Source organism: Streptomyces sp. NBC_01669 (genome assembly GCF_026339735.1).
GTDB classification, from domain to species: Bacteria; Actinomycetota; Actinomycetes; order Streptomycetales; family Streptomycetaceae; genus Streptomyces; species Streptomyces yanii.
In genome coordinates this window covers 5187141-5201636 of record NZ_JAPEQG010000001.1, presented here as the reverse complement: position 1 = coordinate 5201636, position 14496 = coordinate 5187141, and the positions used below count along the sequence as shown (strand labels likewise).

The 14496-nt window shown below is 65.9% G+C and carries 12 protein-coding genes and 2 rRNA genes; 3 read left to right on the top strand and 11 right to left on the bottom strand.

The annotated features are described in order from the left end of the window. Positions 1-107: 107 nt before the first annotated feature. A complete protein-coding gene (locus tag OG972_RS23355; protein ID WP_266984455.1) occupies positions 108-383 on the bottom strand; it encodes a glutaredoxin family protein in 276 nt (91 codons plus the stop codon). A gap of 158 nt (positions 384-541) precedes the next feature. Here OG972_RS23355 and OG972_RS23350 point away from each other — a divergent pair, with 158 nt between their 5' ends. The 3 genes from OG972_RS23350 (at position 542) to OG972_RS23340 (ending at position 4078) form a co-directional block, all read left to right on the top strand. Beyond that, positions 542-1498: an HAD family phosphatase gene (locus tag OG972_RS23350; protein ID WP_266984453.1), complete on the top strand. Its 957-nt coding sequence runs from the start codon at positions 542-544 to the stop codon at positions 1496-1498. Between the two features lie 402 nt (positions 1499-1900). After that, positions 1901-2677: an ECF subfamily RNA polymerase sigma factor, BldN family gene (locus tag OG972_RS23345; RefSeq protein ID WP_030928170.1), complete on the top strand. Its 777-nt coding sequence runs from the start codon at positions 1901-1903 to the stop codon at positions 2675-2677. 210 nt (positions 2678-2887) lie between these two features. Beyond that, the gene (locus tag OG972_RS23340) at positions 2888-4078 is read left to right on the top strand and encodes a DUF5667 domain-containing protein (RefSeq protein ID WP_266984450.1); all 1191 of its coding nucleotides are present in this window, start codon (positions 2888-2890) and stop codon (positions 4076-4078) included. 91 nt (positions 4079-4169) lie between these two features. Here OG972_RS23340 and OG972_RS23335 read toward each other — a convergent pair whose 3' ends face one another. The 10 genes from OG972_RS23335 to OG972_RS23290 all read right to left on the bottom strand — a co-directional run bounded on the left by OG972_RS23335 (position 4170) and on the right by OG972_RS23290 (position 14457). After that, entirely contained in the window at positions 4170-5225 is a 1056-nt protein-coding gene (locus OG972_RS23335; protein WP_266984448.1) for a lysophospholipid acyltransferase family protein, read from the bottom strand. A 15-nt stretch (positions 5226-5240) separates the two neighbouring features. After that, positions 5241-6335, bottom strand: a complete 1095-nt coding sequence (locus tag OG972_RS23330) for an NAD-dependent epimerase/dehydratase family protein (protein ID WP_266984446.1) — start codon at positions 6333-6335, stop codon at positions 5241-5243. A gap of 213 nt (positions 6336-6548) precedes the next feature. Further along, complete coding sequence (locus OG972_RS23325; RefSeq protein ID WP_003948845.1) at positions 6549-6647, bottom strand: AURKAIP1/COX24 domain-containing protein; 99 nt, start codon at positions 6645-6647, stop codon at positions 6549-6551. A gap of 109 nt (positions 6648-6756) precedes the next feature. After that, positions 6757-6972: a helix-turn-helix domain-containing protein gene (locus OG972_RS23320; RefSeq protein ID WP_266984444.1), complete on the bottom strand. Its 216-nt coding sequence runs from the start codon at positions 6970-6972 to the stop codon at positions 6757-6759. 128 nt (positions 6973-7100) lie between these two features. After that, positions 7101-7916 carry a phosphatase gene (locus tag OG972_RS23315; protein WP_266984442.1) on the bottom strand — a complete coding sequence of 272 codons (816 nt, stop codon included), beginning with the start codon at positions 7914-7916 and terminating at the stop codon, positions 7101-7103. A gap of 121 nt (positions 7917-8037) precedes the next feature. Then, the gene (locus OG972_RS23310; RefSeq protein WP_266984441.1) at positions 8038-9210 is read right to left on the bottom strand and encodes an acetoin utilization protein AcuC; all 1173 of its coding nucleotides are present in this window, start codon (positions 9208-9210) and stop codon (positions 8038-8040) included. Next, a complete protein-coding gene (locus OG972_RS23305) occupies positions 9179-10378 on the bottom strand; it encodes an MFS transporter (protein ID WP_266984439.1) in 1200 nt (399 codons plus the stop codon). Before OG972_RS23305 ends, OG972_RS23310 begins: the two co-directional genes overlap by 32 nt. A gap of 41 nt (positions 10379-10419) precedes the next feature. Continuing rightward, entirely contained in the window at positions 10420-11064 is a 645-nt protein-coding gene (locus OG972_RS23300) for an HAD family phosphatase (protein WP_266984437.1), read from the bottom strand. A gap of 72 nt (positions 11065-11136) precedes the next feature. Next, positions 11137-11253, bottom strand: a 5S ribosomal RNA gene (gene rrf, locus OG972_RS23295). 79 nt (positions 11254-11332) lie between these two features. Then, a 23S ribosomal RNA gene (locus OG972_RS23290) occupies positions 11333-14457 on the bottom strand. Positions 14458-14496 lie beyond the last annotated feature (39 nt).

Below are 14496 nucleotides of genomic sequence, written 5' to 3'. Positions count from 1 at the left end.
GATCGCATCAGCCCGTTGCAGGCCCGAAGGGGGCAAGGCGGTACACACTCCTCACAACTACACCCCCGAGACCACTCAAAACGCCCACGATGGTAACCGGATTTCACTCAGGAAAGCAGTGCGCTGCGCAGCCTCGCCGGGTCCACCCGCCAGAACGTGTGCTGTTCGTTATCAATGAGGACGACCGGAATCTGCTCCCAGTACTCCCGGTGCAGCTCCTCGTCCTGGGTGATGTCCTTCTCCTCCCAGGACGCGCCGGTCTCCTCGCAGACCTCACTCACCACCAGCCGCGCGTCGTCACAGAGGTGACAACCGGGCTTCCCGACCAGGGTCACGACACGGTCCGCGGGCTTCTTCTTCGTGCGACGCAACAAGGCACTCATGTCTTTATTCTGCGCCGCCCGCCCGCCGTTTCCGGAGCCTGTCGGGCGCCGATCCGTTACGCCCGGAATCGCCCGTTTAACAATTCGGTCCCCGAGAGTTCACGCCACCGCATCCCGGCACGTCGGGAAAGGCCGAACGGACTGGCTATGCTCACGACATGGCCGCTCTTGGATGGCTCACACCCCGTAGGCGTTCCGCGACAGCACGGAGCGTGCTGGCAGGCGAGGCAGCAGCCGAGGCAGCGCGGAAGTCGTCACTCCCCGCCGAACAGCCCGCCGGACGATCCACCGGCACGGCCCCCGCCACGACCGAGGAACCGGAACCGGCCTTCCCGGTTGTCGGCGACGAACGGGCCGCCGCCTTCTTCGACCTGGACAACACCGTCATGCAGGGCGCGGCGATCTTCCACTTCGGCCGCGGCCTGTACAAACGCAAGTTCTTCCAGCGCCGCGAGCTGACCCGGTTCGCCTGGCAGCAGGCCTGGTTCAGACTGGCCGGCGTCGAGGACCCGGAACACATGCAGGACGCCCGCGACAGCGCCCTGTCCATCGTCAAGGGCCACCGCGTCTCCGAGCTGATGTCCATCGGCGAGGAGATCTACGACGAGTACATGGCCGACCGCATCTGGCCCGGCACCCGCGCCCTCGCCCAGGCCCACCTCGACGCCGGACAGAGGGTCTGGCTGGTCACCGCCGCCCCGGTGGAGACGGCCACGATCATCGCCCGCCGCCTCGGCCTGACCGGCGCGCTCGGCACGGTCGCCGAGTCCGTCGACGGTGTCTACACCGGCCGCCTGGTCGGCGAACCGCTGCACGGGCCCGCGAAGGCCGAGGCGGTCCGCGCCCTGGCCGCTGCCGAGGGCCTCGACCTGGCGCGCTGCGCGGCGTACAGCGACTCGCACAACGACATCCCGATGCTGTCCCTGGTCGGACACCCGTACGCGATCAACCCGGACACCAAGCTCCGCAAGCACGCCCGGGCCCTGGACTGGCGGCTGCGCGACTACCGCACGGGCCGCAAGGCGGCCAAGGTCGGCATCCCGGCCGCCGCCGGTGTCGGCGCCCTCGCGGGCGGCACCGCGGCCGCCGTCGCCCTGCACCGCCGCCGCCGCTGACCCGCTGCCCCGCGGACGCACCGACGCACCGACGCACCGACGCACCGACCATGTGGCCCGGCCCCCCCGCCTCGGGGGGGCCGGGCCACGCCCGGCCGCGCCGCCAATCGGGACCCCTTACCCACCGACCGCTCCCGCCAGTCGGATTGCGCGCACCCGACCACAACCCGTCGCGGCCGCAGCCAGATCACGAAGTAATCCGATCAATAACCGGTCACGATGTGCTACTTGATGCGTCGCATAGTCGCTACAGAAGCGACGGAATCGATGATTTGAGCAACTGGGTGTAGCGCTGCCTGTACGAAGCGTTATTCTCCTCAGACGCATTCCGGAACCCCCGCTCACTACGACGAGTGACGGTTTCGCACTGCACGTGATGGAAGCTCTGCCTCTGGGAGTCCCGTGTACCCACACGTCGGGGTTGACGCCTCGGGCCTGGCTACGCTGCGCGCAACGGTCGCCGACCGCTTGCGCGGCTTCGTCCCCACCGCGTACGCCGTACCCGCCTTTGCCACCCCTGCACCTGTCGGCCCTTGCTACGCCCTGGCCGAACGCGGTGCGGCGGTCGGAAGACGCAGCAACCGCGGCGCAACAACTACGTCCACCGTTCGTCGGCCGACCGCCGACAGCGACAGCGCGCGCATGATGGATCTCGTCGAGCGCGCACAGGCCGGTGAGGCTGACGCCTTCGGCCGCCTCTACGACCAGTACAGCGACACCGTCTACCGGTACATCTACTACCGGGTGGGCGGCAAGGCGACGGCGGAGGACCTCACCAGTGAGACCTTCCTGCGCGCCCTGCGCCGCATCTCCACCTTCACCTGGCAGGGCCGCGACTTCGGCGCCTGGCTGGTCACGATCGCCCGCAACCTGGTCGCCGACCACTTCAAGTCCAGTCGGTTCCGGCTGGAAGTGACCACCGGCGAAATGCTCGACGCCAACGAGGTCGAGCGCAGCCCCGAGGACTCCGTCCTGGAGTCCCTCTCCAACGCCGCACTGCTGCAAGCCGTGCGCCGACTCAACCCCCAGCAGCAGGAATGCGTGACGCTGCGCTTCCTGCAGGGCCTCTCGGTCGCCGAGACGGCCCGCGTGATGGGCAAGAACGAGGGCGCGATCAAGACCTTGCAGTACCGCGCCGTCCGCACCCTTGCCCGGCTGCTGCCGGACGATGCCCGCTGAGAACACCCTCGGTGACTCCCCGATCACGCACTGGTCCGATCATCTTTCGTGCGTAACCCAAGTGCCGCGCCACTCGTTGTGCCGGTTGCAGGCCCCCTGTCGTCACTCCATGTCCGCCGACACTCACTCTTTCGTGTGGAAGCGCTCAAGGTGTGCAACCTTCCGGACCCCCAGGGGAGTCGACCGTCATGACGAGAGGAGGTGCCGCCAGTGATCGCAAACGTTTCGACACACCGGCGGGCGAACGCCTTCGCCCAGGCCCTGGAGGAGCAGGAGCTCCAGGGTGCGGCGGCCGTACAGCCCGAGGAACCGGCCGAACCGGCCGACCACGGAACGCTGTTGGCCCTGGCGAACGGCCTCGGTGAACTGCCGAGACCGGAGTTGGATCCCGAGGTCAAAATGGTGCAGCGAGCGCAGCTCGTGGCCGCCATGGAGGCCATGTTTGCCGAGAGTGGCGCGTCCACGGGCCCTTCGGTGCCCGAACAACGGAGCGGGGGGGCCCACCGGGCCTCCCCGCTCCGAAAATTGCGCCCCCGCTCCCGCTGGACGAAGGGTCTCGCCGCCGGCGGGCTCACCGTCGGCGTGGCCGCGGGAGCCTTCGGCGGAGTAGCCGCTGCCAGTTCCGACGCCCTTCCGGGTGATTCGCTGTACGGGCTGAAGCGCGGCATGGAGGACATCCACCTCGGTATGGCCAACGGCGATATCGACCGCGGCGAGGTCTACCTCGACCAGGCATCGACGCGGCTGAGCGAGGCCCGCAGGCTCATGGAACGCGACCGCGCGGGCGATCTGGACCACGAATCACTGGGCGAGATCAGGCGCACGCTGAACGGCATGACGCACGACGCCACCGAGGGCCACCGCCTGCTCCACGCCGCGTACCAGCGCGACGGAACTCTCGGCCCGATCCAGACCCTGGACTCCTTCTCCCGCAATCACCGCGGAAGCTGGAGCAGCCTGCGCGACCGGCTGCCGGTCCAGCTGACGGACGTCGGGGACGAGGTCAGCTCGGTCTTCGAGGCCATAGACCAAGAGGTCGCACCGCTGCAGTCCCTGCTGCCCCTCACCCCGGACCGGAGCACCGACTCGCAACAGTCCGGCGCGTCGCAGCAATCCGACGACCCGTCCCTCATGGACAGCCCGGCGCCCTCGCCCCCCGAAGCCTCACAGGGCCGGCGGGGCGACACCGGCACCCCGGACCCGTCCGGTTCGGCCTCCGCCCCGGCCGACGGCCTGATCGCGGGTGGCGCGGACGGCCTCCTGGACCCCCCGTCACCGGGCGCCACCCCGTCCACAACGGGCAGGGGATCCACCACACCCACTCCGGACGTCACACTGCCCCCGCTGCTCCCCGGGCTGCTCCCAGGCCTGGGAATCAACAACGAGATCGCAGACGACTAGGGGACACCCGTGGCCCCAACCGTCCTCAATCGCCGGCACATCAAGCCTGTCCGGCGATTGAGGACAAACCGGCCCCCGGGCACACGCACCGTCAGAAGAACACCGACCGCCGCTGAACCAACAACTTGTACAGCGTGTGCTGAATCTGCTCCCGCACCTGATCCGTCAAGTTGAACATCAGCATCGGATCCTCCGCCGCCTCCACCGGATACCCGTCCGTAGAAATCGGCTCACCGAACTGAATCGTCCACTTGGTCGGCAGCGGAACCGCACCCAACGGTCCCAGCCAGGGAAACGTGGGCGTGATCGGGAAGTACGGAATCCCCAGCACCCGCGCCAGCGTCTTCGCGTTGCCGATCATCGGGTAGATCTCCTCCGCCCCCACGATCGAGCACGGCACGATCGGCACCCCGGCCCGCAGCGCCGTCGACACGAAGCCGCCCCGCCCGAACCTCTGCAGCTTGTACCGATCGCCGAACGGCTTGCCGATGCCCTTGAAGCCCTCCGGCATCACCCCGACGACCTCACCCTGCCTCAGCAGCCGCTCCGCGTCCTCCGCGCAGGCCAGCGTGTGCCCGGCCTTCCTGGCCAGTTCGTTCACCACCGGCATCACGAACACCAGGTCCGCGGCGAGCAGCCGCAGATGCCGGTCGGCCGGGTGGGTGTCGTGCACGGCGACCTGAAGCATCAGCCCGTCCAGCGGCAACGTCCCCGAGTGGTTGGCCACGATCAGTGCCCCGCCGTCCGACGGGATGTTCTCGATGCCCTTCACCTCGACCCGGAAGTACTTCTCGTACATCGGTCTCAGCACCGACATCAGAACCTGATCGGTGAGCTCCTTGTCGTACCCGAACTCGTCGACCTCGTACTCACCGGTGACCCGCCGCCGCAGAAACGCGAGCCCACTCGCGATCCGCCGGTCCCAGCTGCCGCGCCGAGCCCCTTCCTGAGCCTGCGCACCCTCCACGGGTTCCCCGCCCCCCTGCACCACTTCCTGCGCCTGCACGGCGTCCTGCTGCCCCGGCAGGGCACTGAGGGCTGCGGTGCCCACCGCGGGCCCCGCCGCCGCCCGCCGGCGGGCGGAACGCTGCGCGCCACCCGACCGTGAACGGTCGTCATCGAACGGAATGACCTTGGCATCCGCCATCGTCGGTGCGCTCCTCTACCTGACGCCGGGGGTCGGTTGTGTGTCGCCTGCCCCGGTGATCACCGGATCCTCGCCGGTCCCGCCGGCGAACGGCATCGCCGCCAGCCGGTCGACGGCCCTGCCCACCGTCGCGGGCGGCAGCAGTCCGGGGCCCAGGCTGCGCGCGAACGCGGCGAACGTCTCCGAGGTGGTGAATCCCGGGTGGAAGCCCAGCGTCTCGCGCATCTGGACGGTGGAGACCACCCTGCCATGCGTGAGCAGCCGGATCTGCTCCGGCGAGAAGTCCGTCATGCCGACCGTACGCAGCGCCTGCCCCACCCAGGTGACGGCGGGCAGCAGCACCGGCATCGTCGGCCGCCCGAGCCGTCGCGCGCACTGCGAGAGCAGCAGCACCCCGTCGCCGGCGATATTGAACGTGCCACTGTTCAGCGTCCCCCGCCGCGGCTCGTACGAGGCGATCCTCAGTACATCGATGACATCGTCCTCATGCACGAACTGGAGCCGTGGGTCGTACCCGAACACCGTCGGCAGCACGGGCAGTGCCAGGTAGTCGGCGAGCGGCGAGTCCGCGTCCGGCCCGAGGATGTTCGCGAACCGCAGCACGCACACCGCCACGTCAGGCCTGCGGCGAGCGAAGCCCCGTACATATCCCTCGACCTCCACCGCGTCCTTCGCGAAGCCCCCACTCGGCAGGGACTTGGGCGGGGTGGTCTCGGTGAAGACCGCCGGATCGCGCGGCGCGGAGCCATACACACTCGTACTGGACTTGACCACCAGCCGCCGGACCGTCGGCGACTTCTGGCAGACACCGAGCAATTGCATGGTGCCGATGACGTTGGTCTCCTTGACGGTGGTCCGGCCGCCCGCGCCGAGCGCCTTGCCGCTGACGTCCAGATGCACGACCGTGTCGACGGCGTGCGCGGCAAGGACTCTGGCGATCGCGGGCTGGCGGATGTCCACACGTACGAAGTCGGCGTCACCCAACTGGTGTGCGGGCGCGACCGCGTCGACGGCGATCACCCGGTCCACGTCCGGATCACGCTGGATGCGCCGCACGAATCGGCCTCCCAGTTGCCGGGCCGCTCCCGTGACGAGCACGACCTTCCCCAAGATCAGCGCCTTCCGTCGAAGAGGTTTCCCCTGGCCGTCACCGTAGCGGGTGGATGTTGCCCTGTGATGACTGCGCGGCGGCCTTCTGCCGAGTCTTTGGCCCAAATGTGCGTCACACGGCCCACACACGCCCGCAGAGGCCCCTCCCGCAAACGCACCGCAGCCCTCCCGCCGTATCGGCGGGAGGGCTGCGGATTCACGAACTGCGTTCGCTTACTTCTTGTTGCGACGCTGAACGCGCGTGCGCTTGAGCAGCTTGCGGTGCTTCTTCTTGGCCATCCGCTTGCGCCGCTTCTTGATAACAGAGCCCACGACTACCCTCGCTCACTTCTCTTCACTGGTGCGGGGCGTCTGGGCCCACACGACCTACGTCGGCCTAGCCTACCCGCCACCGGGTGAGGGACGTAATCCGAGGCGACCGTCAGGCGGACTCCACCCCCACAAAGGACTCGCGGAGATACTCGTGAACCGCTTGCTCCGGGACCCGGAAGGACCTGCCCACCCGGATCGCCGGCAGATGACCACTGTGCACCAAGCGGTACACGGTCATCTTCGACACGCGCATGACCGAGGCGACTTCCGCCACGGTCAGAAACTTGACCTCGTTGAGAGGCCTCTCGCTGCCAGCACCAGCCATGACCCACCTGTACCTTCCGCACGAGACGCGCACCGGCTTCCCCTCCGGTGACTCTTCGTCGTTGTGCGCTCACTCCCCAGATTAGGGGCGGGTGGTGCGAGTGGGGAAGAGGAGGGACCATCGGCCGCCTACTGTGACAGACACGCCCGATTGAGCACATAGCGAGTAAGCGGCCGGTAGTAAGCGGACCGCACGGCGTCGTCGAGCGGAACGGCGACCGACACCCGCCCCTCGGCCTCCCCGACGAACAGTGCGGGATCGTCCGTATCCGCCAGGCCGATTGCCTCAATGCCCAACTGACCTGCGCCGCAGACCCAGCCGTGGTCCCCGACGACCAACTCCGGAAGCCGCCCGTGAACCATCACCGCCGCCTCCAGCGCGACCCGGACCGGCAGTGGCGAGTGGGTATGTGCGCCCGGCTCACTACCGTGGGGCCACACGCCCGGTTCGCGCACCATGGCGACTCCTCGTACGTAGTCGAGCTTGTACGTGCGTACGCCGAACCGGGTCGTTATGTCGATACATCTCCCCTGCGCGGGGGTGAGTACGGCGCACCCCGCCGCCGACATGGCGTCTGCCAGCGCGACGTAGAACCCGAGCAGCCGGTGCGGATGGCCGGTCCCGAACAGCACCGGCGCCCTTCGGACCGCCGCGCTCGACAACCGCTGGGCAAACGCATCCAGACCGGCCAACGTCCGCTCCGGATCGATCACATCAGGACCCGCAACGTGAGCGGGATCGTTCGAAACCCCGCACTTGCGGGCCATCAGCCGAAGCACATCGGGCTCCTTCCACCCCCATGCGGGGTCGAGCCCGAGCATCACCCGCGGATCCCTGGCCGCGAACAGCCGATAGCTCCGCAGACTCACCTCCCGCGAGGTGGCCACGGGCCCGGCCAGCCGGGCCGCCAGCAGATGCGCGCGCAACGCTCCGGTGCTCAACACCCTGCCGATGCTGCCTCAATCACCCGGACGGAGGGCCAAAAGAGAGGTTGGTCCCCACAGTTGGCGTAACTCGTCCCCACCGCTGTGCAGAAACGGCCGAACCGGACCGCTCCCACCCGCCTCAGGCCAGCAGCCCCCGCAACGGGAACGCCGCCCGCCTGGTCGCCCGCACCGCCTGGTCCAGCCGGTCCGCCGGGTCGTACCCCGCCTCCCACGACTGCCACGAAGGCGTACGCCCGTCGGTCATCCGAGCCGGCCCCAGCTGCCGGGTCCGGGCATAGACCTCGTCCCGCCACGAGGCAGGAATCACCGCCTCGGGGTCCACCGGAGCATGCGCGGCGATCCCCACCAGATGCGTCCAGGACCTCGGCACCACATCGACGACCGCATACCCGCCCCCGCCGAGCGCCACCCATCGCCCGCCCTCCGCATGCGCGTGGGCGAGCTCATGGCACGACTCCATGACCGCCCGCTGCGCGTCCAGCGACACCGCCAGATGCGCGAGCGGATCCTCGAAGTGCGTATCGGCCCCGTGCTGGGTCACCAGCACCTGCGGCCTGAAGTCCGCGATCAGCTCCGGCACCACCGCGTGGAACGCCCGAAGCCACCCCGCGTCCCCCGTACCGGCGGGCAGTGCCACATTCACCGCGGCCCCCTCCCCCGCACCGGAACCGGTCTCCTCCGGCCAGCCGGTCTGCGGGAACAGCGTCCGTGGATGTTCGTGCAGTGACACGGTCAGAACCCGCGGGTCCTCCCAGAACGCGGCCTGCACCCCGTCACCGTGGTGGACGTCCACATCGATGTACGCGACCCGCTCCGCACCCAGTTCCAGCAGCCGGGCAATGGCGAGCGCCGGGTCGTTGTAGATGCAGAACCCCGCCGCAGCGCCCGGCATCGCATGGTGCAGCCCGCCCGCGAAGTTCACCGCATGCGTGGTGTCCCCGCGCCACACCGCCTCGGCGGCGGCCACCGACTGCCCGGCGATCAGCGCCGACACCTCGTGCATCCCCACGAACGCCGGATCGTCCATCGTCCCGAGCCCGTAGTTCTGATCAGCCGCCCTGGGATTCGCGGAGGCCGCGCGCACGGCCGCCACGTAGTCCTCACGGTGCACGAGTCGCAGCGTGGATTCCCCGGCCGGCTTGGCGGCCACCACATCCACCGCGCTGTCGAGACCGAACGCCCGCACCAGACCCATCGTCAGGGCCAGCCTGACGGGGTCCATCGGATGACCGTCCCCGAAGTCATATCCCGTTACTGCGTCATCCCACATCAACTGTGCGCGGCCGCTCATGCCCGCCACCGTATCGGGCAGGCTCCGAACCGAACGACTTCGCGTACACGAGCGTCGCGAGCACCAGCACCATCGGGACCAGCATCGCGCCCCGGTAGCTCCACGCGTCCCCGAGCGCACCCACCAGAGGCGACCCCACCAGGAACCCCACATAGTTGAAGACATTCAGCCGGGCGATCGCCGTATCGCTGGCCCCCGGGAACATCCGCCCGGCGGCCGCGAACGTCTGCGGCACGATCACACAGAGCCCGAGTCCCAGCATGGTGAACCCGAGCATCCCGATCCACGCCCCGGAAGCCACCGCCACCACCGCGAAACCCGCCGCAGCCAGCACGCTCCCGAACCGCACGACAGCCACAGCCCCGAACCGCCGCACCCCGAAGTCCCCCACGGCCCGCCCGAGCAGCGTCGTCACCATGTAGACGTTGTACGGAACGGTCGACAGCTGCTCGGAACTCCCCAGCACGTCCTGCAGATACTTCGCACTCCAGTTGGAGACCGTCGAGTCCCCGATGTACGCGAAGCTCATCACCAGACAGAGCGGCATCAGCAGCTTGAACGAGACCGAGCCGCCCTGACGCTCTGCCTCCTGCCCCTCGCCCTCAGCCTTCCCCTCGACGTACCACCGGCTTCCGATGAACGCGGCAGGCAGCAGCAGGACGACCGCGGGAAGGTAGGACGCCAACAGCGTGAGATCCCAGTGCGCCCCGGCCCACGCCATCGACGCCCCGGCGATCCCGCCCAGGCTGTACGCGGCATGGAACCCCAGCATGATGCTGCGCCCGTACGCCCGCTGAAGGCTGACTCCCATCATGTTCATGGAGGCGTCGAGCGCCCCGACGGACAGTCCGAACACCCCGAGCGCGACGGCCGCCTGCCACAGCTCGCTGCCGGCCCCGACACCGAGCAGCGCCAGCAGCACGACGGGCTGCGCCCACCTCAGTACGACCCGGGGCCGTACCCGCGCGACCACCTTCTCGGTGACCACGCTGCCCACACCGGCCAGGATCGGTACGGCGGCAAGGAACACGGGCAGCAGCCCGTCGGATATCCCGTACCGGTCCTGAATGGCAGGAATACGTGTCACGAGCAGGGCAAAGGTGACCCCTTGCACGAAGAAGCTCAACGCCAAGGAGGCCCTACCGTGCCGCAACCGCGCATCCGTCATGGCCGCAGCGTAGGGCCCTGGCCTACCCATGGGTAGATGGATCAGGCGAGCAGTTCCCGCAGTTGGGCCATGTCGGAGAAGTGCCCGGTCACCCCGGCGAGCTGGTCGGCGGGCATCATCGACGTGAACCCGTACACATCCATCCCCGCGGCCCGCGCCGCCTCCACCCCGAGCGGGCTGTCCTCGATGACGACACACCTCTCGGGCGGAACGCCCATCCGCTCAGCGGCCAGGAGGAACAGATCGGGTGCCGGCTTCCCGTGCCCGACGTCCTCCGCGCTGAAGATCCACTCCTCCTCGAACCACTGGTCGAGCCCGGTCTTGCGGTGCCCGACCCGGATCCGTTCGTGGCTCCCGGAGGAGGCGACGCAGTACGGCACGCCGTCGGCGACGAGCTTTCCCAGCACGTCGTCGACTCCTTCGACCGGTTCCAGCTCCTCCTGGAACGCGGCGAAGATCCGGGAGTGGAGCGTCTCGTCGAAGTCCGCGGGCAGCTTCTCCCCCGTCCTTTCCTCGACGAGGTCGTGCACCCGGTGCACGGCGGACCCCATGTAGTCACGGAGCGATTCCTCGTACGAGGTGGGGTGACCGAGCTCGGTCAGGTAGCCGGAGAGGACGGTGTTGGAGATCGGCTCACTGTCGACGAGCACACCATCGTTGTCGAAGATGACCAGTTCGTAGCGCATGGTTCGAGCCTAGACGCTCAGAACGCAGAAAAGCCCCGTGCCACAAGGGCACGGGGCTTTCCCGGAATAATTGTTCGGCGGCGTCCTACTCTCCCACAGGGTCCCCCCTGCAGTACCATCGGCGCTGAAAGGCTTAGCTTCCGGGTTCGGAATGTAACCGGGCGTTTCCCTAACGCAATGACCACCGAAACACTATGAAATTAACCAACACCGGGCAACAACACGGCCGTTCGTTATTTCAGAACTAACACAGTGGACGCGAGCAACTGAGGACAAGCCCTCGGCCTATTAGTACCAGTCAGCTCCACCCGTTGCCGGGCTTCCACATCTGGCCTATCAACCCAGTCGTCTACTGGGAGCCTTAACCCCTCAAAGGGGGTGGGAATACTCATCTCGAAGCAGGCTTCCCGCTTAGATGCTTTCAGCGGTTATCCTTTCCGAACGTAGCCAACCAGCCATGCCCTTGGCAGGACAACTGGCACACCAGAGGTTCGTCCGTCCCGGTCCTCTCGTACTAGGGACAGCCCTTCTCAATATTCCTACGCGCGCAGCGGATAGGGACCGAACTGTCTCACGACGTTCTAAACCCAGCTCGCGTACCGCTTTAATGGGCGAACAGCCCAACCCTTGGGACCGACTCCAGCCCCAGGATGCGACGAGCCGACATCGAGGTGCCAAACCATCCCGTCGATATGGACTCTTGGGGAAGATCAGCCTGTTATCCCCGGGGTACCTTTTATCCGTTGAGCGACAGCGCTTCCACAAGCCACTGCCGGATCACTAGTCCCGACTTTCGTCCCTGCTCGACCCGTCGGTCTCACAGTCAAGCTCCCTTGTGCACTTACACTCAACACCTGATTGCCAACCAGGCTGAGGGAACCTTTGGGCGCCTCCGTTACTCTTTAGGAGGCAACCGCCCCAGTTAAACTACCCATCAGACACTGTCCCTGATCCGGATCACGGACCCAGGTTAGACATCCAGCACGACCAGAGTGGTATTTCAACGGCGACTCCACAACCACTGGCGTGGCTGCTTCAAAGTCTCCCACCTATCCTACACAAGCCGAACCGAACACCAATATCAAACTGTAGTAAAGGTCCCGGGGTCTTTCCGTCCTGCTGCGCGAAACGAGCATCTTTACTCGTAGTGCAATTTCACCGGGCCTATGGTTGAGACAGTCGAGAAGTCGTTACGCCATTCGTGCAGGTCGGAACTTACCCGACAAGGAATTTCGCTACCTTAGGATGGTTATAGTTACCACCGCCGTTTACTGGCGCTTAAGTTCTCAGCTTCGCCGACCCGAAAGTCAGCTAACCGGTCCCCTTAACGTTCCAGCACCGGGCAGGCGTCAGTCCGTATACATCGCCTTACGGCTTCGCACGGACCTGTGTTTTTAGTAAACAGTCGCTTCTCGCTGGTCTCTGCGGCCACCCCCAGCTCACCGAGTAAATCGGATCACCAGTGATGGCCCCCTTCTCCCGAAGTTACGGGGGCATTTTGCCGAGTTCCTTAACCATAGTTCACCCGAACGCCTCGGTATTCTCTACCTGACCACCTGAGTCGGTTTAGGGTACGGGCCGCCATGAAACTCGCTAGAGGCTTTTCTCGACAGCATAGGATCATCCACTTCACCACAATCGGCTCGGCATCAGGTCTCAGGCTCAATGTGTGACGGATTTGCCTATCACACGCCCTACACCCTTACCCCGGGACTACCACCGCCCGGGCTGGACTACCTTCCTGCGTCACCCCATCGCTTACCTAGTACAAGTCTGGTTCGTCGGCTCCACCACTACCCTCAACTCCGAAGAGATCGGGCCGGCTTCACGGACTTAGCATCGCCTGATTCAGTATTGGGCGTTTCAAAGCGGGTACCGGAATATCAACCGGTTGTCCATCGACTACGCCTGTCGGCCTCGCCTTAGGTCCCGACTTACCCTGGGCAGATCAGCTTGACCCAGGAACCCTTAGTCAATCGGCGCACACGTTTCTCACGTGTGTATCGCTACTCATGCCTGCATTCTCACTCGTGAACCGTCCACAACTCGCTTCCGCGGCTGCTTCACCCGGCACACGACGCTCCCCTACCCATCCCAGCAGGCGTTGGCCCTATATGCTGGAATGACACGACTTCGGCGGTACGCTTGAGCCCCGCTACATTGTCGGCGCGGAATCACTTGACCAGTGAGCTATTACGCACTCTTTCAAGGGTGGCTGCTTCTAAGCCAACCTCCTGGTTGTCTCTGCGACTCCACATCCTTTCCCACTTAGCGTACGCTTAGGGGCCTTAGTCGATGCTCTGGGCTGTTTCCCTCTCGACCATGGAGCTTATCCCCCACAGTCTCACTGCCGTGCTCTCACTTACCGGCATTCGGAGTTTGGCTAAGGTCAGTAACCCGGTAGGGCCCATCGCCTATCCAGTGCTCTACCTCCGGCAAGAAACACACGACGCTGCACCTAAATGCATTTCGGGGAGAACCAGCTATCACGGAGTTTGATTGGCCTTTCACCCCTAACCACAGGTCATCCCCCAGGTTTTCAACCCTGGTGGGTTCGGTCCTCCACGAAGTCTTACCTCCGCTTCAACCTGCCCATGGCTAGATCACTCCGCTTCGGGTCTTGAGCGTGCTACTGAATCGCCCTATTCGGACTCGCTTTCGCTACGGCTTCCCCACACGGGTTAACCTCGCAACACACCGCAAACTCGCAGGCTCATTCTTCAAAAGGCACGCAGTCACGACTGTTGCTCCGAAGAACAACAGCGACGCTCCCACGGCTTGTAGGCACACGGTTTCAGGTACTATTTCACTCCGCTCCCGCGGTACTTTTCACCATTCCCTCACGGTACTATCCGCTATCGGTCACCAGGGAATATTTAGGCTTAGCGGGTGGTCCCGCCAGATTCACACGGGATTTCTCGGGCCCCGTGCTACTTGGGTGTCTCTTAAACGAGCCGTCAATGTTTCAGCTACGGGGGTCTTACCCTCTACGCCGGACCTTTCGCATGTCCTTCGCCTACATCAACGGTTTCTGACTCGTCTCACAGCCGGCAGACCGTGAAAAAGAGATCCCACAACCCCGCATGCGCAACCCCTGCCGGGTATCACACGCATACGGTTTGGCCTCATCCAGTTTCGCTCGCCACTACTCCCGGAATCACGGTTGTTTTCTCTTCCTGAGGGTACTGAGATGTTTCACTTCCCCTCGTTCCCTCCACACTGCCTATGTGTTCAGCAGCGGGTGACAGCCCATGACGACTGCCGGGTTTCCCCATTCGGACACCCCCGGATCAAAGCTCGGTTGACAGCTCCCCGGGGCCTATCGTGGCCTCCCACGTCCTTCATCGGTTCCTGGTGCCAAGGCATCCACCGTGCGCCCTTAAAAACTTGGCCACAGATGCTCGCGTCCACTGTGCAGTTCTCAAACAACGA